General features: G+C 34.6%; 18 protein-coding genes. 10 read left to right on the forward strand and 8 right to left on the reverse strand.

Annotation, left to right across the window (positions count from 1 at the left end):
* Window positions 1-16: 16 nt before the first annotated feature.
* From NAT51_RS12400 to bshC, 4 genes are all read right to left on the reverse strand, one after another.
* Window positions 17-436, reverse strand: a complete 420-nt coding sequence (locus tag NAT51_RS12400) for a nucleoside-diphosphate kinase (protein ID WP_250598353.1) — start codon at window positions 434-436, stop codon at window positions 17-19.
* Window positions 437-508: 72 nt separating this feature from the next.
* The gene (locus tag NAT51_RS12405; RefSeq protein WP_250598355.1) at window positions 509-1,330 is read right to left on the reverse strand and encodes a formylglycine-generating enzyme family protein; all 822 of its coding nucleotides are present in this window, start codon (window positions 1,328-1,330) and stop codon (window positions 509-511) included.
* Window positions 1,331-1,533: 203 nt separating this feature from the next.
* Window positions 1,534-3,243 (reverse strand): carbamoyltransferase family protein, encoded by a 1,710-nt coding sequence (locus tag NAT51_RS12410; protein WP_250598361.1) that lies wholly within the window; start codon window positions 3,241-3,243, stop codon window positions 1,534-1,536.
* A 55-nt stretch (window positions 3,244-3,298) separates the two neighbouring features.
* Window positions 3,299-4,888, reverse strand: a complete 1,590-nt coding sequence (gene bshC / locus NAT51_RS12415; RefSeq protein WP_250598363.1) for a bacillithiol biosynthesis cysteine-adding enzyme BshC — start codon at window positions 4,886-4,888, stop codon at window positions 3,299-3,301.
* Window positions 4,889-5,311: 423 nt separating this feature from the next.
* On the opposite strand from bshC, the gene NAT51_RS12420 reads away from it, so the two are divergent.
* The 9 genes from NAT51_RS12420 (at window position 5,312) to NAT51_RS12460 (ending at window position 14,983) form a co-directional block, all read left to right on the forward strand.
* Window positions 5,312-6,703, forward strand: coding sequence for an RtcB family protein (locus NAT51_RS12420; protein ID WP_250598364.1), 1,392 nt, complete (start codon window positions 5,312-5,314; stop codon window positions 6,701-6,703).
* Window positions 6,704-6,705: 2 nt separating this feature from the next.
* Entirely contained in the window at window positions 6,706-7,398 is a 693-nt protein-coding gene (gene prfH, locus NAT51_RS12425) for a peptide chain release factor H (protein WP_250598366.1), read from the forward strand.
* Window positions 7,382-7,921 (forward strand): tetratricopeptide repeat protein, encoded by a 540-nt coding sequence (locus NAT51_RS12430; RefSeq protein ID WP_250598372.1) that lies wholly within the window; start codon window positions 7,382-7,384, stop codon window positions 7,919-7,921. Before prfH ends, NAT51_RS12430 begins: the two co-directional genes overlap by 17 nt.
* A gap of 348 nt (window positions 7,922-8,269) precedes the next feature.
* The gene (locus tag NAT51_RS12435) at window positions 8,270-10,597 is read left to right on the forward strand and encodes a TonB-dependent receptor domain-containing protein (protein WP_250598374.1); all 2,328 of its coding nucleotides are present in this window, start codon (window positions 8,270-8,272) and stop codon (window positions 10,595-10,597) included.
* Between the two features lie 57 nt (window positions 10,598-10,654).
* The gene (locus tag NAT51_RS12440) at window positions 10,655-10,846 is read left to right on the forward strand and encodes a hypothetical protein (RefSeq protein WP_250598376.1); all 192 of its coding nucleotides are present in this window, start codon (window positions 10,655-10,657) and stop codon (window positions 10,844-10,846) included.
* Window positions 10,847-10,907: 61 nt separating this feature from the next.
* Complete coding sequence (locus NAT51_RS12445) at window positions 10,908-11,105, forward strand: bacteriocin (protein ID WP_250598378.1); 198 nt, start codon at window positions 10,908-10,910, stop codon at window positions 11,103-11,105.
* 10 nt (window positions 11,106-11,115) lie between these two features.
* Complete coding sequence (locus NAT51_RS12450; RefSeq protein WP_250598386.1) at window positions 11,116-11,313, forward strand: bacteriocin; 198 nt, start codon at window positions 11,116-11,118, stop codon at window positions 11,311-11,313.
* 129 nt (window positions 11,314-11,442) lie between these two features.
* Window positions 11,443-12,795, forward strand: coding sequence for a radical SAM/SPASM domain-containing protein (locus tag NAT51_RS12455; protein WP_250598387.1), 1,353 nt, complete (start codon window positions 11,443-11,445; stop codon window positions 12,793-12,795).
* A complete protein-coding gene (locus tag NAT51_RS12460) occupies window positions 12,782-14,983 on the forward strand; it encodes a peptidase domain-containing ABC transporter (RefSeq protein ID WP_262921802.1) in 2,202 nt (733 codons plus the stop codon). The genes NAT51_RS12455 and NAT51_RS12460 overlap by 14 nt, the downstream gene beginning before the upstream one ends.
* A gap of 111 nt (window positions 14,984-15,094) precedes the next feature.
* Here the strand turns inward: NAT51_RS12460 and NAT51_RS12465 are convergent, their stop codons facing one another.
* From NAT51_RS12465 to NAT51_RS12480, 4 genes are all read right to left on the reverse strand, one after another.
* Window positions 15,095-16,348: a retropepsin-like aspartic protease gene (locus NAT51_RS12465; RefSeq protein WP_250598389.1), complete on the reverse strand. Its 1,254-nt coding sequence runs from the start codon at window positions 16,346-16,348 to the stop codon at window positions 15,095-15,097.
* Between the two features lie 7 nt (window positions 16,349-16,355).
* On the reverse strand, window positions 16,356-16,985 hold the full coding sequence (locus NAT51_RS12470) for a hypothetical protein (protein WP_250598391.1): 630 nt from the start codon (window positions 16,983-16,985) through the stop codon (window positions 16,356-16,358).
* 9 nt (window positions 16,986-16,994) lie between these two features.
* On the reverse strand, window positions 16,995-17,657 hold the full coding sequence (locus tag NAT51_RS12475) for a hypothetical protein (protein ID WP_250598393.1): 663 nt from the start codon (window positions 17,655-17,657) through the stop codon (window positions 16,995-16,997).
* Window positions 17,658-17,743: 86 nt separating this feature from the next.
* Window positions 17,744-18,520, reverse strand: a complete 777-nt coding sequence (locus tag NAT51_RS12480; RefSeq protein WP_250598395.1) for a hypothetical protein — start codon at window positions 18,518-18,520, stop codon at window positions 17,744-17,746.
* A gap of 488 nt (window positions 18,521-19,008) precedes the next feature.
* Here NAT51_RS12480 and NAT51_RS12485 point away from each other — a divergent pair, with 488 nt between their 5' ends.
* The gene (locus NAT51_RS12485) at window positions 19,009-19,320 is read left to right on the forward strand and encodes a helix-turn-helix domain-containing protein (RefSeq protein ID WP_250598398.1); all 312 of its coding nucleotides are present in this window, start codon (window positions 19,009-19,011) and stop codon (window positions 19,318-19,320) included.
* The last annotated feature ends 15 nt before the right edge of the window (window positions 19,321-19,335 follow it).

A 19,335-nucleotide genomic window follows, 5' to 3' on the forward strand; every position in this document is an offset into this window, starting at 1 on the left:
ATAATTGTATGTTGGATTAGAACATTTCTCTTCCTGCAAAGTGGAAAGCACCTTCGATAGCTGCATTCTCATCAGAGTCAGAACCGTGAACCGCATTTTCTCCAATTGAAGTAGCGTATTTTTTACGGATTGTACCTTCAGCTGCATCAGCAGGATTAGTAGCACCGATTAAAGTACGGAAATCTTCAACAGCGTTATCTTTTTCCAAGATAGCAGCTACGATTGGACCTCTTGTCATGAATTCTACTAATTCACCGAAGAATGGTCTTTCAGAGTGAACTGCGTAAAATTGCTGAGCATCAGCCACAGTTAATTGCGTTAATTTTAAAGAAACGATTCTGAAACCACCTTCAGTAATCATGTTTAAAATTCCACCGATGTTTCCTTTTTCAACCGCATCCGGTTTGATCATAGTAAAAGTTCTATTACTTGCCATTTTTTCCTTTTTTAATTTGCGTGCAAAAGTATAACTTTTTAATCAATCTGAAAGAAAAGTTTTAATGATATTTTAGTTAATTGTTCTGGCTAATCGAAATCCGTAAAACTCGTTTGTTTTGTTTGGATCGGTACTGATTCTGTTTGCTGTTCTCAGGTAATTTTCCTGACTGTCCCATGAACCGCCACGCACTGCTTTTTTCTCACCACGGATCGGTCCTCTCGGATTATTCCCGTCTTCGGTTTTATAGTAATCTTTATTATACCAGTCCCAGCACCATTCCCATACGTTTCCGCTCATGTCATGAATACCTAATTCATTTGGTAATTTTGTTCCTACTGCATGTGGTTTTTTCTCACTGTTCTTAATCCACCAGGCAATGTCATTTGAATTATTGGAACCGGCAAATACGCTTCCTTTAGATTTATTTCCGCCTTTGGCTGCAAATTCCCATTCTGCTTCCGTCGGTAAACGGTAACCATCAACTGTGAAATCACATTTTACATTTGGACCAACCATAGTATAGGCAGGTTTAAGTCCTTCAATTTTACTTAACCAATTGCAGTATTCAATAGCTTCAAACCAGGTAATGTCTGTAACCGGATTGTTGTCGTTCCATCCCCATGTTGGGGCAACAGGCATTTTTTTCTTATTTTTTTTACAATAATCCTTCCATTCCCAAACGGTAACCTCCAGTTTGTTGATTTCAAAGGCATTTAGTTTAACTTCGTGTTGTTTTTGTTCGTCGTTTTCAGCAATCCGGTTATCATCTTTTGAGCCCATCATAAATGTTCCCCCGCTAACTTTCACCATCTCAAGTACAGGATTCCCCAATCTGTAAAATGAAAGTAGTGTAAATGATACAGCACCGATGATTAGTAGTTTTTTTAACATAAGTTTGTTTGTTTGTTATAAAAATGATGTTTTAAATCGGGCGCAAAAGTATGTTTAAAAATGAGTTATGTTAAATTTTGATAATTAAAATCGATAAAAGGTGAAAAATATCCGTTAATATGATATGATTATTGAAAAATCATCAATTGTAAGTTAAGATTTACAGATTGGAATTCTAAAATCTGTACTTGAATTTGATAAAATCAAAAGTATTGTTTTTTTTCAATCACAAAGTTTTCCAAAACTAAAACATCAAGTGATGTTTCTTCAAAAAGGGCTATTGCATGTTCCGGTGTTTCCACCATTGGCATGCCACGTCTGTTTAAGCTGGTGTTTAGAAGTACTGCTATTCCTGATTCTTTTTCAAAATATCCGAGAAGATTATAGAACCGTTCATTCCATTGTTTGTTAACAGTTTGTACTCTGGCTGAGCCATCCTCATGCGTTGTGTTTTGGAGTATGTCGCTATATTTTTTACGGGTTTTATCTACTAAAATCATATAGGGACTGTTTCTTCCTTTTTCAAAATATTCGGATACTTTTTCTTCTCTTACAGCCGGGGCAAAAGGTCTGAAGTCTTCTCTGAATTTAATGTTACGGTTGATATGCTGTTTCATGCCTTTTATGCCGGGATGTGCTAAAATACTGCGTCTTCCCAATGCTCTTGGGCCAAATTCCGATTCAGCATGAAACCAAGCCATTGTCTTTCCTGAATTAATAGCTGAAGCACAATGTTTTAATAATTCATCTTCCAGTTGAAAATGACTTATTTTGAAATTATCATAATGCGCTGCCTGAATTGCTTTTTCAATGTCTTTTTCAATATATTTTTTTCCAAAACAAGTTGACTCGTTGTGTTGAAATTTAGGCATTTTTAAATGATGGAGCCAGCCATAAAAAGCACATCCCAATGCTAATCCGTTATCAGCGGCTGCAGGTTCCCAATAGATGTTTTGCGCTAATTGGGCATCTTGCAGTTTGGCATTGGCGACTGCGTTTAAAGCCACACCACCCGAATAACAAAGATTCGGATGGGAAAAAAGAGAATAGCGGCTTGTTATGCATTTTAAAATAGCGCTTTCAACTTGTTCCTGAGCCCATTTTGCAACATCTGCATAATAGGAAAAATGTTCCTTGAAATAGTCATATCCTTTTGAAGGATTTTTTAAAAATGCTTTCCAGTCTTGACTAACATATAAATTTTGATTTTCAAAGTAAAAAGCCTCCATGTTAAATACTCCGGTTTTTCCATATGGAGCCAATCCCATGAGCTTACCTACATCGTCCATGTTTCCAAAAACATAATGACTGACAGCAGCATAAAAACCGCCAATCGAATGACAGGTTGTAGGAAGTGATAACATGTCTTTTTGGGATTCGGCCATCGGACTGAAGTCTTTATAAATGGTTTTTAATCCTTGTCCGTCATAATAATAGAAACTGTCTTTCTCACAAAGCATTTCATTAGTAGCCAAAAAATGCTCCGGGATATTGCATTTTTCCTCGGGATTTAATGCTAAATACTGCTCGAGCGGACTTCCGCATCCGTCAATGACCATAACGGCACATTCGTCAAAAGGGGAAGTGCCAATTGCACTGTAAGCATGCGCAAGGTGATGGGAAATAGTAATGATTTCAGGATTAGGCCGTTCTGCAAAAATCCGTTTGCCTTTAAAACGGTCCCGGGAAGGAATAGTGAAGTTTTCACATTGTACCACTAAACTAATATCGTCAATGGTAATATTTTCGGCATCCAGACAATATTGAATGGCTACTGTGTCGTTGCCTCCATCATGTTTTATACGTGTAATGCGTTCTTTTTCAATGGCTACGCAAATTTTTCCGTCTTTTAGTAATACTGCTGAACCGTTGTGGGATAATCCTGTCCCCAGTATGTAAATTGGCTTATTCATTCTTCGATTTTGTTCAATCGAAAGTTATAAATAATCTTTTGATTTGATAATTGAATTATAAAATCAATATGGAAAATTTTTGTTCTAACGGATTTAGTCCAGTCAGTAACTTTGAAATCAGTAATGCTCCACTTTCAATATAAAATTCAGAAAAATTTTGTTTGCGCTCCTGTAATCCCTGATTGGGGAATAATTCGTTTTGAATCAATGAAATACGCTCTAACTGATCGGATAATATTCTTTTTTCAGCCTTAAGTAATCTTTTTTCTAAGTTTTCCAATCCTTTGATTTGTTTGACTTGCTGCGCCTGAACTGCTCCGGTAAAGGAAGGGTCAGTTTTTTTGGCGATATCGTTTAATACTGTAAATTGTTGTCTCAAAAATGCTTTCTGCTCAGAAAAATCAATAGTAAGGTTTGATAATTCTTTTGTTTTGGTATTGATTAAATCCTGCTGTTTCGTGAATAAATCACCCCAGCTTAATTCCAGTTTATCAATTTTCTGTACTTGCTTTTCAGATGCAATCAATACGGAATTCCGTACCAACAAAATAGGGAAGGTGATATTGTTACTTTCAAAATTGGATCTTAATTGTAACCAATACGCAATTTCCCCGCCGCCGCCAATATAACATAAATTGGGAAGGATTACTTCCTGATATAACGGACGTAAAATAACATTCGGACTGAATTTCTCCGGATGATTCTCCAGTTCAGTCAGTATTTCACTCTCGGAAAACTTAATTTGTGTATTGTTAACACTATATTCTCCTTTCTCAAATACAATGCGTTCACGGAGTTTGTCTTCTATGTAAAACAAATTGATTTCTCTCGGATTGACCTGAATGTCATAATTTTTCAGTTTTTCATTAGTTTCGGAAACTTTTTGAAAAGAAAGTTGCTCTGTCAATTCTCTTTTTACAAAAGGAGCAAACAGTTTTTTTAAGTTAACATCATCTCCGTCAATAATAACCAAACCTTCTTCTTTGAATAATTCATTGGCGATAAAACGGGTAGCGTCAGTTAAAGTTTCATGCTCCAAATACGCTTTTCTGAACAATTCTTTCAAATAAGCGGCATTGTCACCAATCCCCAATTCTTTCTCAAACTGGGTATATACTTCATCAAGTCCATCGGTAGTTAATCTTCCAACCGGGCCACTACTGGCTTTGTTCCATTTTATCTTGGTATTCCTGAAAGTGAAATGGTTGATTTCATCAAAATCATGATCTTCAGTTGCCATCCAATAAACCGGGACAAAATTATAATCTGGGTGTTTGGCTTTTAACTGTCTGGACAAATTAATCGTGGAAACAATTTTATAGATAAAATATAACGGACCCGTAAATAAATTCAACTGGTGACCGGTGGTAATCGTGAATGTATTTGTTTCTTTTAAGAGCTCGATATTGTGTAATGAATCTTCAGATAAAACAATTTTTTTGTTCTGTTGCAAAAGGCTTTCAACTAAAACAACTCTGTTTTCAACAGGGAAATTGCTCTTCTTCTCTTCAATTTGTGAAAGAAAATTCCCAATATCGGGGAATCGGTGGTATAACGACTGTAACTCAGGTTTCCGGTCTAAATAATCAACAATAAGTTTTGAGAAATATCCTGAATTCTGGTAGTTAATACAGTCGGTTGGCATGTTTTTTTATTTTTTGTAAAAGTACTAAATTGAGGTATTCAACGATTTTATTTTAACGTCTTATTATCATTTGGGGAAAAATATTTTGTAAGAAATTTGGAAATTTAAAAAAGTTTTCTAAAAATTTGTGCCGTAATAATTAACTCTTAAAAACGAAGAAAAAATGTTTGTATTCAACTTAACATCTCAAAGCAATTCATCAGTACCTGGTGTCGCTTTTCTTCGTGGCTTATTTCAACCGTAGCGATTTAAATCAAAATATATGAAAAAGCCCGAAGACAATTAGTTTCGGGCTTTTTTGTATATTCTAGATACTTCACAATTACTTCCCGGAAAACCGACTGTTATTTATCCAAACGGATAAAATGATATGCCTGTTGCATTTGTCATCAGGCACGTATTGAAATTTTTAGCAACAAAATCATGGGAAATAAATTATCAGGGAGAGACCTAATTCAATTGGGCTTCCCTAAAAATAACGCAATAAACATAGCCTTAGGGCAAATTAACAGATACAGAAAAAAAGAGAAGAAAGCGAGTATTCTAACCGAAGCCAAAGAAGTACTCTTAACACCTGAAAAGTTTAAAGGGCACGGAACCTGGGGAAAAGTAGCCGAAGGTTTAATCAATCCGGTGCAGGTAAGAATGCATCAATTGAACACAACCCGGGCACCGTTTTCCATTTTCGGGGAAAATGAAATCGACGAACAGGCTAAATTCCAATTGTACGATGCATTGAAATTGCCCATCTCGGTTTCAGGCGCACTAATGCCTGACGCACATTCGGGTTACGGATTGCCAATCGGTGGTGTGTTAGCCACAGATAACGCAGTGATTCCGTATGGTGTTGGGGTCGATATCGGATGCCGTATGAGTTTGTCGGTATTTGATTTACCAGCTTCTTTTCTGAAAGGGAAAGACGATCAGTTAAAAGCAATCCTCAGCGAGCATACAAAATTCGGAATGACCGAAACACACAAAATCAAAGCAGATCACGAGGTGTTCGGCAGAAGTGAATTTCAGGATATTCCGCTTTTGAAAAGCTTGTTGGGAAAGGCTTACAAGCAACTGGGAACTTCAGGAGGCGGTAATCATTTCGTCGAATTCGGTGTCGTAAAGCTGGATACAGTTTTACCGGAATGGAAATTGGTTCCTGGTGAATACCTGGCGGTTTTGTCACACAGTGGTTCCCGCGGATTGGGCGCTAACATTGCCAAGCATTATACTTACCTGGCAACAAAACAATGTCCGTTACCGAAGCAGGTACAGCATCTGGCCTGGCTTGACCTCAATACGCACGACGGTCAGGAATATTGGCTGGCTATGAACTTAGCCGGGGAATATGCAAAGGCATGTCACGATGATATTCACAGGCGTATCGCTAAAGCATTGAATAAACGCATCGTGATGACGATCGAAAACCACCACAATTTTGCGTGGAAGGAAATGGTTAACGGTAAAGAATGTATCGTGCACCGCAAAGGAGCAACTCCGGCAAGTGAGGGCCAACTCGGAATCATTCCGGGTTCCATGACCGCACCGGGTTTTATCGTTCGCGGTAAAGGAAACGCTGAAAGTCTGAATTCTGCCTCACATGGCGCCGGCCGTTTGTTCTCAAGGGCAAAGTGCAAAGCAACATTCACACAAAGTGAGATTAAGAAGGAACTTCAAAAGCATGAAGTTCAGTTAATCGGCGGTAATATTGACGAAGCACCAATGGCGTATAAGAACATCAACACGGTGATGGAATTGCAAAAAGAATTAGTTGAAGTAATGGGAACTTTCACACCCAAAATTGTGAGAATGGATAAATAAAAATGGACACTATCATACAAATAACAGCAGGGCGCGGACCTGCAGAATGCACTTGGGTTGTCGCCCAAGTGCTTAAAAAAGTGTTGGAAGAAGCACAGGATAACGGTTTGAACACATCGGTACTGTGCCGCGAAGCGGGATCTGAAAACGGTACGGTCGAATCGGCACTGGTTGCCATCGAAGGAAAGGAAGCAGCTGCTTTTGTTGTATCATGGAAAGGAACCATCCAATGGATCGGTCAAAGCCAGTTCCGCAAAATGCACAAACGCAAAAACTGGTTCATCGGAATTTTTGAAGTCAATAAACCGGATCAGTCGGTTATTCACGAAAAGGATATTCAATACCAAGCGATGCGCAGTAGTGGGGCAGGAGGCCAACATGTGAACAAAGTGAGTTCGGCCATCAGGGCTACGCACATGCCAACCGGAACTTCGGCGGTTGCCATGGATTCGCGTTCTCAACACCAGAATAAAAAACTGGCAAAAGAACGCTTGCTCGAAAAACTGGAAGTGGTCAATTTGGAACAAATCAAAAATGAGTTTCAAAAGCAATGGATGAACCAGATGCAAATCGAACGGGGAAATCCGGTGCGGACGTTCAAAGGAACCGACTTCAAAAAACAAAAGGAAGAAAAGAAAACCAAAACCGACCGACAGCGGTTTAAAAAAGAATTAAGAGATGAAATCTATAGATAAATACTTGTTTCAGGCATTGGATAATTATCCGTATTCGTTGGAGGAAACCATCGAATCCTTGGATTATGCCTTGTCTTATGATGATAAAAATACCATGGCGTTGTGTCTGTACGGACGCGTGTATGCCGAACAGTTATTGCAATATGATATGGCCAAGGAATATTTTCAAAAGGCACTTTCCATTAATGTGAATGCCTTGGAAGTCCATACTTATTATATTGATACCTTACTTTTAAATGAGGATTTTGAGGAAGCCGATAAGTTAATCGATTTCGCCCTGAAAGTAAAAGGAAGCAATAAAGCGGAAATCTGGTTCAAAAAAGTGCAATTGCTGGAACGTAAAAACGAATTGAAGCAAGCCAAAAAAGCATTGAAAGAAGTCAAAAAGACAATCATGGGCACCGAATTCAATTATGCCATCAATGAAACCGAAAAACGGTTAAAGGAAAAGTTGAAATTGGTTTCTCCAAAAAAGAAAAAGAAGAAGAAAAAGGAATCCAAAAAGAAAAAGAGCAGTAAATAACTGCTCTTTTTTTTAGGTTCTAAGTAGTCTGATAAACTAAAAGAATCTTACGGGTTTTTTGATTGAAGCCTAATAAAATTAATTCAATTGAGGATTTTGATACCCATTTCTCAATTTAATTTTGAAAGAATGAATCTAAATTAAAATGTAAGAAGTTGAATCTTAATAGTTTATTTTTTGACTATAGTTTGTAGGAAAAAAACATTAAATAATAATTGGGTGAATTGCAATAAAAATATACTTTTAGGTCTTTATTTGTGAAATCCCACCTCTTTTTGTGTTAAAATTAAAGAAGTATAACAATTTGAAGTTATAATTTTTAAAAAACTAAATATATACAAATCAATAATGAATAAGAATAATTTTATTGCAATAATATTCATATTACTGCTTCCAATGAGTTTGTTTTCCCAAATGAAAATTAGTGGTCAAATCGAAAACCAAAACGGAAAATTAATTGAATTTTTGGAAGTTCAATTAAAGGATAAAGATTCACTAGCCATAAAAAGTGAATTGACTAATTCAGAGGGGAAATTTACAATCATAACCGGTAAAGGAGAATATTTATTATTGGTCAAACAATTAGGTACAGTTATTCACGAACAGAAAATAGATGTAAACCAAGACTATAATTTAGGAGTAATTAAAATTATTCAGACTCAGCAACTAAATGAGGTTGTGGTAGCTTCAAACAAGAAACTTTTGGAGAGAAAAGTTGACCGACTGGTTTTTAATGTTGAAAACAGTATTTCTGCAACAGGAGGTGATGCTATTGATGCTCTTACTATTACACCGGGTGTGAAAGTACAAGGAGATAACATAGGAATTGTTGGTAAGGCAGGTGTAGATGTAATGATAAACAATAAAAAAACGCAATTATCAGGCAATGACTTAATAACCTATCTTAAAACAATACGAGGTGAAAATATTTCTAAAATTGAAGTAATCACAAATCCATCTGTTAAATATGATTCTGAAGGTAATAGCGGATTAATTAATATTGTTCTGAAAAAAAATACAAGTATGGGAGTTAATGGTTCATTGCAATCTTCCATAAACAAAGGATATTACTACAACTTCAATAATGGTCTTAATATTAATTATCAGGACGATAAGTTTAAAATTTCATGGAAAGGTAATCTGGCAAACATTAAGAGCAAGTCTTTAGAATACAATAAAGTTGAAAGTCAGTCACAGAGTATTGAAAACAATACTAATCGGAATTTTTATGGTAATACTATGAGTTCTTATATGAGTATTGATTATACACTTAACCCAAAATCAAACTTCGGTTTAGTTTATAATATCAGTAGAAGAGCGATTGATGGTCGTGGTAAAACAAATACATTAATTCAAAATGGTACATCTCAAAATATAAATTCAAGAACAAGTAGTGATGCAGCAGGATTAGTAAATTCTTTAAACGGCTACTACAATTATAATATAAATAAAGAGGGAAAAAAGTTTAGCATTGAAGGAAATTATATTACAAATGAGGTCGACAATTCCATAAATAATTATAGTAATTCAGCTTCTTATTCTGATTTACAGAATACTAAAAACAATTCTTTTAAAATTGGAACGGCTCAAATTGACTTTGAATTGCCTAACCAATGGTGCAAACTGGAAACCGGAGCAAAAATTACAAGTACTGATTCCCGTATTTACACTAACAGTTTAGAAGATAACAGTATAACTGTTAATAATTTATTTTCACTGAATGAAAAAATAAGCGCACTATATGTAACTGCCAATAAGGAAATTAATAAAAAATGGACTGTTGATTTGGGACTGCGGTATGAGCATACCCAATTGAATATTCATCCCGAGTCGAGTGATAAGATAGTTTCAAAATACGATAATGTTTTCCCAACGGTAAGTGTCTTATTTAATCAAAGTGAAGAAACAAGCTGGTCAATGAATTACAATGCAAGGATAAGCCGCCCGAAATTCGAAGACCTTAATCCATATCAATTTTATAACAACTCGTATTCATATACTACAGGAAATCCATATTTAAAACCATCGATTTCACATAACGTGGAGTTAAATTTCACGCATAAGAATGTGAATATATCTTTGTATGGGAGCAGATTGTTAAATGGAAGCGGTGGAATAACATCAATTGAAAATGATTTCCAAGTGTATAAAATGGAAAATTATTATGATGAAAACAGTCTTGGATTTAATGTTAATTATTCACGCAAATTCTTCAAAATTTGGGAGTCTACTATTTATGGGGATGGACATTTCGAACATGCAACATCAAATGTTCTTCAAAACTCAACTTTTAGTGGATGGAACGGACTTTTTTCTACAAACAACAGCGTAATTTTAAATAAAAGTAAATCTTTAATCTTTTTTGCAAACTACTGGCAAACTACAAAAAATAAGACTGATTTCAGGACTATTCAACCTAACTCTAATTTAAGTTTAGGTTTCAGATATTCATTATTGGATAAAAAACTCCAATTGTCTTTTACCGTAAGAGATGCTTTCAGACAAGAATACAAAAAAGGGGTTTCTATTGTAGAAAACGGAACAAATACTTATCATAATTATTATGACGCCAGAAAATTTATCTTTTCAATGAACTACAAATTTGGTAGTAGTAAGGTAAAAGGGAATCAAAAAAATATTAATAATGATGAGCAAAACAGAACGATTAAAGAATAGATCTGGTTTAAACTCCAGTTCTTGTTTAAATTAATTAATAACTTAAAATTTTAAATTATGCTAAAAAAGCGTTTAAAAGACCTTAACTCAAAAAGAGTGGAGGGAGATTCAATTGAAATCATTAACCAAAATGATTTATCAAAAATTAAAGGAGGAGTTCTGGCTGAGTGTCCTAAATTAAAAATTTGTTCTAATAATTGTCAGGATTGTCCAAACTTAGAACACTGTGGAGTAAATCAACAAGGATAATTGTTCTTAGTAATGATTTTTTCAACATGGAAATTATTGTCTAATTAATTAAAAGAAAAGTATGTTAAAAAACAAATTGAAGGACCTTAAAAAAGGTTTTAATAACGATGGTAAATCAATCGAAGTTATTAATGAAAAAGATTTACAAAACATCAAAGGAGGAAAACTTGTTGACTGTCCTAAATTGAAAACATGTGATAATAATTCTGATCCTTGTCCGGTATTGGAGTCTTGCGGAACAAATTGTACACCTGATTAATCTTTAAATTATGCTAAAAAATAAATTAAGAGACCTTAATAAAGGCGGGAAATCTGAAAGTAAATCAATCGAGATAATCAATGATAAAGATTTGCAAAATATCAAAGGAGGTAAACTTGGAGTTTGTCCTAAATTGACAAAATGTGAGACTAATTATGATGATTGTCCAATATTAGAGACTTGTGGCTCTAACCATACTACTGGTTAATCTTTTTTAATAAAGTAAATTGACTGCCATACTAAAACCTGGCAGTCAATTTTAAAAATACCATTATTATTAACTAACAACATAGAAGATTGAATGTAACTATTCCAATTTCTATAATTAATACCTTTTATGAAACTATCAAAATACCATTTAACTACTGATGTACTCGACGACGTCGATATGCCTAACAAAAGAATTATTTTTTCAACTAGAAGTGGTATTTCATTTTTATTGGACGAACCAATTTATCAAAATTTATTGATAAATGAATTTAGTAACATTGAAGAAGAAACAATCGAATCTTTCAAAAGTTGTGAATTGTTAGTTGATGCTGATGAAGATGAGTACCTTAAAATTTTAACTGAGAACAGAGAAACTACTGAAGATGTAAATGTATTATCGATGACAATTCAACCATCTGCAAATTGTCAGTTAGGATGTCATTACTGTGGTCAAAAGCATACAAAAGATTATGCTAAAGATGACATAATCGAATTGTATTTAAAAAGAATAATTCACTTTTTGGATAATGACACAAAATATACCGGATTAAATATTATTTGGTATGGAGGTGAACCTTTAACAGGCTTGAGCAGTATTAGAAGTGCATCTTCAAAATTTACCGAATTATGTGAAAGCCGTGGTTTGAATTATTCTGCAACAATGGTAACTAACGGATTGAGTTTAAAACCTAAGTTGTTTGAGGAATTGGTTTCTAAACATAATGTAAAACATTTTCAGATTACTTTAGATGCCACTGCCGAATCTCATGATACAAGAAGGGTTACAAAAGATGGCAGAAAGCCAACTTTTGATCTGATTGTTAAAAATATCAAAGACATTACCGCTACAGACTTCTACAATTCTAATGATGCACACATATCTATCAGGATTAATATAGATAAAACAAATCACCATCTGGTTGACGACTTTATAGATTTTATTAAAGATCAAGGACTTGGACAAAAGGTATCATTGACTTTTGCACCTATCGTAGACTGGGGAGGAAATGATGCGGGTAAAGACGGTTTAAGTAATCAAATGTTCGCAGATAAAGAAATTGAATGGATGTTAAGATGCTTTGAAAACAATATCAAAATTAATAAATTGCTGCCCAAAAGGACATTTTACGCCTGTATGGTTGAAAGAAAGGATTCAGAAGTTTATGATGCCTTTGGAAATATATATACCTGTTGGGAATTTCCTTATACCGATACATATGCTGAAGGAAATAGCTTAATTGGAAATTTAAAAGATGATTATTCAACTTTTAACCCTAATCCTACATTAAGAGATTGGACAAATGTTCTGGATTCAGGAACTACTTGGTGTAAAACGTGTTTGCATCTCCCTGTTTGTGGAGGGGCTTGTCCTAAATCTTGGCATGAAGGGACTCCTGCATGTCCTTCTTTTAAATACAACTTTAAAGATAAATTACTTTTAGATTACTATATTAGACAGAAGAACCTTGAAAAAGTATAAAATAAATTTTATACCACAACATGATAATATGGATTGTGGACCTGCTTGTCTGTCAATGGTAGCAAGTGCATATAATAAAAAATACCCATTACAATACTTAAGAGAAAACTCCTTTATCACACGTGAAGGAGTTTCTTTATTGGGCCTCACTGAAGCTTCAAAAAATATAGGATTCGAGGCTTTAACAGCAAAACTTGTAACCGATAAGTTGGACGAAATGCCTTTGCCGTGTATTTTGCATTGGAATCAAAACCATTTTGTGGTCTTGTATAAAATTTCAAGAACCCCCTTTTCAAAGAAACAATATTTTCATATCGCTGACCCGGCACACGGTTTTATTAAATTAAATATTGAAAATTTTCAAAAATCATGGATTGTAAATGACAATAAAGGTGTGGCTTTGTTTTTAGAACCAACTGAGTTCTTTTATTCCATTATGCCACCACAACAAGATGCCCTCGATCTAAAGTACATACTGAAATATTTAAACCCTCATAAAAAGCAAATCTTTTATATGTTTATATTACTTCTGGCAGGTAGTATTTTAACATTGATTTTTCCATTCCTGACTCAAAATCTAATTGATAACGGAGTAAATAAAAAAGATTTAAGCTTTATTACTATAATGCTTTTAGCTCAATTGGCCGTTTTTTTTGGATCAATAGTAATTGAGATTGTACGAAATTGGTTAATGCTATTCGTTGGAACTAAAATAAGTATTACGATTATTTCTGATTTTCTGAAAAAAATGCTTCAACTCCCCATTAAGTTCTTTGATACAAAATTGACCGGGGATTTTAATCAGCGTATTCAGGATAATGAAAGAATTGAGCAGTTTCTGACATCACAAAGTCTTATAACTCTATTTTCCGTTATTACTTTTTCAGTTTTTTTCGGAGTGCTCTGCTATTATAACCTTTCAATTTTAGCAGTTTATTTTCTCTTAACCTCCATATCTGTTTCATGGTCATTTTATTGGCTTAAAAAACGAGAATTTTTAGACTATTTAAGATTTCAGCAAAAAAGTGAAAATCAAGAATCAATCTATGAAATAATCAATGGGGTTACAGAAATGAAACTCAATCAATTTGAAGATTTTAAACGGACTGAATGGGAGAATATTCAAAAGAAATTATTCAAAATTAATATTAAAATTCTAAGACTGGATCAAATTCAAATTTCAGGCTTTAATTTTTTAAATCAAATCAAAAATATAATTGTTACATTCTTGGCAGCGACACTTGTTGTGAAAGGTAAAATGACATTGGGAGAGTTATTGAGTGTTTCTTATATTGTCGGACAGATGAATTCACCGGTTAGCCAATTGGTAAGTTTTTTTCGCTCACTGCAAGACGCAAAATTAAGTTTAGAACGCTTAAATGAAGTTCAAAATCATGAGACTGAAGAAAATGAAGAACAAAAAAAATTAGTTATTGAAAAAGATAAAAATGGAGGTGTATTTTTAAATAATGTTTCATTTCAATATGAAGGCCCAAGATCGGCATACATATTAAAAGATATAAATTTTGCAATACCGGAAGGAAAAATAACAGCTATAGTTGGAGCAAGCGGAAGTGGGAAAACTACACTTATGAAACTGTTATTAAAATTTTATGAGCCAACTGAAGGTTCATTGTTTTTTAATTCCGAAAACTTACAAAATATTTCTCCTCAAAGTCTGCGTGAAAACTGTGGAGTTGTAATGCAGGATGGCTTTATATTTTCTGACACTATTCAAAGAAACATCGCGACAGGTGATGAAACTATAGATAAGGAAAAATTACTTAATGCCGTGAAAATAGCAAATATTGAAGAATTTATAAATAATCTGCCATTGGGTTATAATACTAAAATCGGTGCATCAGGTAACGGAATATCAGGCGGACAAAAACAAAGGATCCTTATAGCCAGAGCAGTTTATAAAAATCCGCATTATATATTTTTTGATGAAGCAACATCAGCACTTGATGCTGAAAATGAAAAAATTATTCATGATAACTTATCACAGTTTTTTAAAGGTAAAACTGTCGTGGTTATCGCCCATAGATTAAGTACTGTTAAAAATGCCGACAACATAATTGTCCTTAAAAATGGTGAAATCCAGGAAACAGGTACACATCATGAACTGGTGCAAAACAAAGGAGGTTATTTTAATCTGGTTAAAAATCAGCTGGAACTCGGTAATTGATCTATTTCCAGCATTAAAAAAACGTCTATATACTATCAAGTATTCTTTCAATCGGAGCTGAGGTTCTCGAAGCCACAATCCAAGAATCTGATAATCTGACACTCCAACAATCTAATCCTCCAACCCCAAATAATTCCCCTCAAAACTGATAATCACTTTCGTATACTGACCCAAAACATCCTGACCGATATTGCCATGATTCACCCTGCCGTACACACCATAATTCTCAGGATCTACCTGTAGTGTGTCTAGCTTGATAACCTTTCCACCCAGTTGGATACTCTGGTTTTTAAGTTCCAAAACCGTGGCCGCCACTTCCTGACCACCGGCTCCCGATGTTTTTATGATGGCTTTCGTACTGTTGGCCTCTATAAAAGGTTGGAACTTCTCATAAAAAGATTTGGTAAACGAACTTTCCTTCGCACCACTGTCTAAGTTGTAAGGCAATGTCCTGCCGCTGTATTTCAACATCAACACGGGACGCAACTGGTCTATAAACAAGTTCTTCTCTTTGTTTTCAGCAATTGCACCTTTCGAGAAAGAGAGACTTCCGGGCGCTATCGTAACGGTTCCCAATTCTTTAATAATCGGAAAACCAATAATCCCGTTAATCACATACGCACCGTTGGCAAAAGTAAAGGCATCATCAGGATAAACTAAAAAGATAGCATTGTGAACGATCAGTGAACCCATGGCCAAAACCGGCGCAACACCCATCAGGACTTTGTTTTCAACCCCGGTAAAACTCATCACCTTGATGTTGTTATCCGGTAAAATAACAAGTCCCATTTTCTTAGCCATACTCTCGGTAATACAGCTGATACCGGCACCGGTGTCAAAAACAAAAGAACTGGTTGTTCCGTTGGCTTTTACTTCGGTAGTAATCAAACCGGCTAAATCTTTTTTGGAGTCCACGCTAATTGTAGTAAAAGAGTCAATCGCCTGTGGTTTTTGTTTTTGTAATACCTCCCAAATCCGCTGGGTGTTAATCTCGTCATTCAATTCTTCAGCCGTGAATTTGGTTGCAAATTTACTGGTCAGGATCTCTGAGGTCTCATAGGCATTTTTATATTCAAAGAGCTTAATGTAATTGTCATTCTTCAATTTATAATACCGGAAGCTTTTAGTAATGTCACTCTTTTTTAACTTATCCAAATACTCATTCGATAAACCGGGCCGGTTGCACACATTGGCATAAACAGCTTTGTAAAAGAAATAATCCCTGGTTTTTTCAATATTGTTCACACTGTCCATCTTAACAAACTGGTGCTGCACACTGAATACTCTCAGTTGTTGTTCTGTCTCACCTTGTGAAAAAGCAATGGTACTAATGAATAATAAAATAGAAAGGAGGTGTCTTTTCATGGTCTGTTTATTTTGATGCCAGTTTTGAGATTCTTTTAAATATGGACTTATAGCGGGTGGAGTCTTCAGGGCAAATTCTCATAGCCACATGGTAATTCCTGCCTGTACATTCGTTTTTTTCAGAAGTATAGCCTTCAATAAAATAAATGACACCGTCTAAATAGTAATGCTTGCCTTTGTCCTTAACAGGTAAACTCCAAAAATTCATGTCATCTAATGATTTTTTAATTGCTGTCCAGCTTTGCGCACTTACTACCGTCTTTCGTTCTTTACTTAGACTGTCTATTCTGATTTCCCTGTGCTTCAATGTATCTTCTTTATATCTAAAAAAGCTTTTGGATGTAATAACATAACGGTCTCCACTTTTATTTACGCGGTAGCTGTGATAATCCCCAAAAGAACTTAATACCAAAAACCTATACGTTTCTTTTTCTTCTTTGAAAGAGTCTAATTCAGGTTCTTTTAGCTTGCTTAAATAAAAATTAAGCGACTTCTCCGATTTAAGTACTGTTATAAGACTGTCATTTTTTCTCAAAACTTCAGTATCCAAATTGCAATCCTGCTTGTTGTTGCATCCCATACAGGCAATAAGTAATGATAAAGAAATTAAAAAAATAAGGAAGAGACGCTTTTTCATAAAAAGAGATTAATAGTTTTCCATTCTCCATTTATGGTCAATCGAATCAAAGTCATGGTCAGTATAATTGTATTTACTTTTCAGTTCATCCATTTCAATGTCACGTTGGGCAGGATCCAAAATCAACCAGAGGGTTTCATCAATCTCATCGAGATTGTCTGTTATAATTGCTTTTAATTTATTCTGAAGATAAAAACTATATTCCAAACCGGCCACAAAACCTTCTAACATCCCTCCGACAGGATACGTCACTTTATAAACATCCCGTCTGAAATGGAGTAAATTATTAAAGAGCCAGTGTATATGTAATCTTCTTTCTGTAATGTACTCTTCCATTCCGGGATGTAATGCCGTAACGGTTTCAATGATTTTTTGGGATAGCTCCGCATTACAATGTTCTTCTCGGTCTTTAAGGAATTCACCACCCGTCAGGTACTCAAGATTGTTCATTTCGTTTAAGTATCTTGCCCTGCTCAGTTCTTCCTTTCTTCCTCCAATGAAGTATTGCACCTGAACTTGCAGATTGATATATTTCTTGGAAAGCCCGAATGCATCCAGTAATGACTCAATCTGTTCCAGACGAAGCCTCGCCGGTTTGCTGTCTTTAACGTGGGGGTCTTCCCATGAATGCTGATATTCTAATATTTTATGCAATAGGTCTTTTGCGGTCATGGTTTATTATATAAATATTGTGATGGTTTGGATTTTTAGTACAAGTTGATAAAATGAAATAGGGAGTGTGTATTATTATATGCTGTTTAATTTTCTTTCCTTAACTCATAATATCTTTCAAAACCGATTTCTTCTAAATATTCAGGTAAAGATGTTTTTGTTTTTTCGAATGAAATAATCTCTAATGTCTCATCAGCCAGCCTCCCAATTGTTGTTCTGTATACTGTTTCTTTTTTGGGTTCTTCGACAAATTCAATAGTTACAATATTTGGGATTTCACGTTCTTTTTTATTTACTATTCTGTTCTCCGTAATATATGTATTTCTTTTTTCGCTTGCACTCAATTGATAATCTATACGTATTGAGGCTAGTTTATCATGGTTCGGAATTTCTTTAAATGGAATCTCAATATTATCATACTGATTAAATTCCATGGTGGTTTCCATGTTTTTTAAATTGGAGTCAAAATCATAAATATAACCAACTTTTATAGTTCTGTTTTTAAGTTCAGATTTCTTATCAGTGCTAAATTTAAGTTGGTATTTTTCTGAAGAATCTTTTCTGAAAATTTTACGGGTATCATTTTCAAATACATCATATTGACTCGAAAAAGTATATATATTATCTTTTTTCTTCCATTTTCCTTTAACTTCTTTCCAAGTAAAGCAACTTATATGGGGACGGTGGTAAAAACTGAAAGTTGAATCAGGGGAAAGGGTTAAATCACAAAATGTGGTTTCATATGAAAGTTTATTTCTATCTTTATTGTAATATGCATTTGAATCATTTTCATAAACAACCGGCTTATTCTGGGCGATAAGAAATTGTGTGAATAGGATTGAAAGCAATATTTTAAAATTCATTTTTAGGACTTAAATGGGTTTTGAAACTACCCCACGAATATAAACAATAAACCTCAAACCTTCAATAATCCAATAACTCATAACTCATAACTCATAACTCATAACTCATAACTCATAACTTCTTCTTCCTTTCGCACGACTTTTTCTTCCTTTCGCACGATTTATTCTTATTCTTACATGACTTCTTTCTTTTCTCGCACGATTTATTCTTACTCTGACACGACTTATTTCTTTTCTCACACGACTTTTTCTTCCTTTCGCACGATTTATTCTTCCTCTGACACGACTTCTTTCTTTTCTCGCACGACTTTTTCTTCCTTTTGCACGATTTATTCTTCCTCTGACACGACTTCTTTCTTTTCTCGCACGTATTTTTTCTTACCAGACACGTTTTTTTTAATGAATCTCAAAAAGTAAGGCATACATTTTGTAAGTACATTCTTAAAATTTATGATATGTTATACTTCAATTTTAACCGCATCTTTAAAATGAAAGGAATTCATCGTCCTTTTACACATATGACTTCACTTGGTTATTCCGGCAGTTTTGCCACAAAGATGACACACAACGATGTTCGTCAAATGAACCTGGATATACTGGAGAAAATCTGCCGGGATTTCAATTGTACACCCAATGATCTCATTGATTTTAAACCATCCGCAAATAGTGCGCTTCCAAAAGACCACGCTCTCCATTCATTAACGAAAACCGAAGTTGATAACGGGCTTCAGGAGAAAATTAACACGCTCACGGCCGATAAAATTCAGCAAATACACGATATCATTAAAAATATGGAGTAATTTTGCCGCATAATC

It is taken from the genome of Flavobacterium amniphilum (assembly GCF_023634845.1).
Classification (GTDB): Bacteria; Bacteroidota; Bacteroidia; order Flavobacteriales; family Flavobacteriaceae; genus Flavobacterium; species Flavobacterium amniphilum.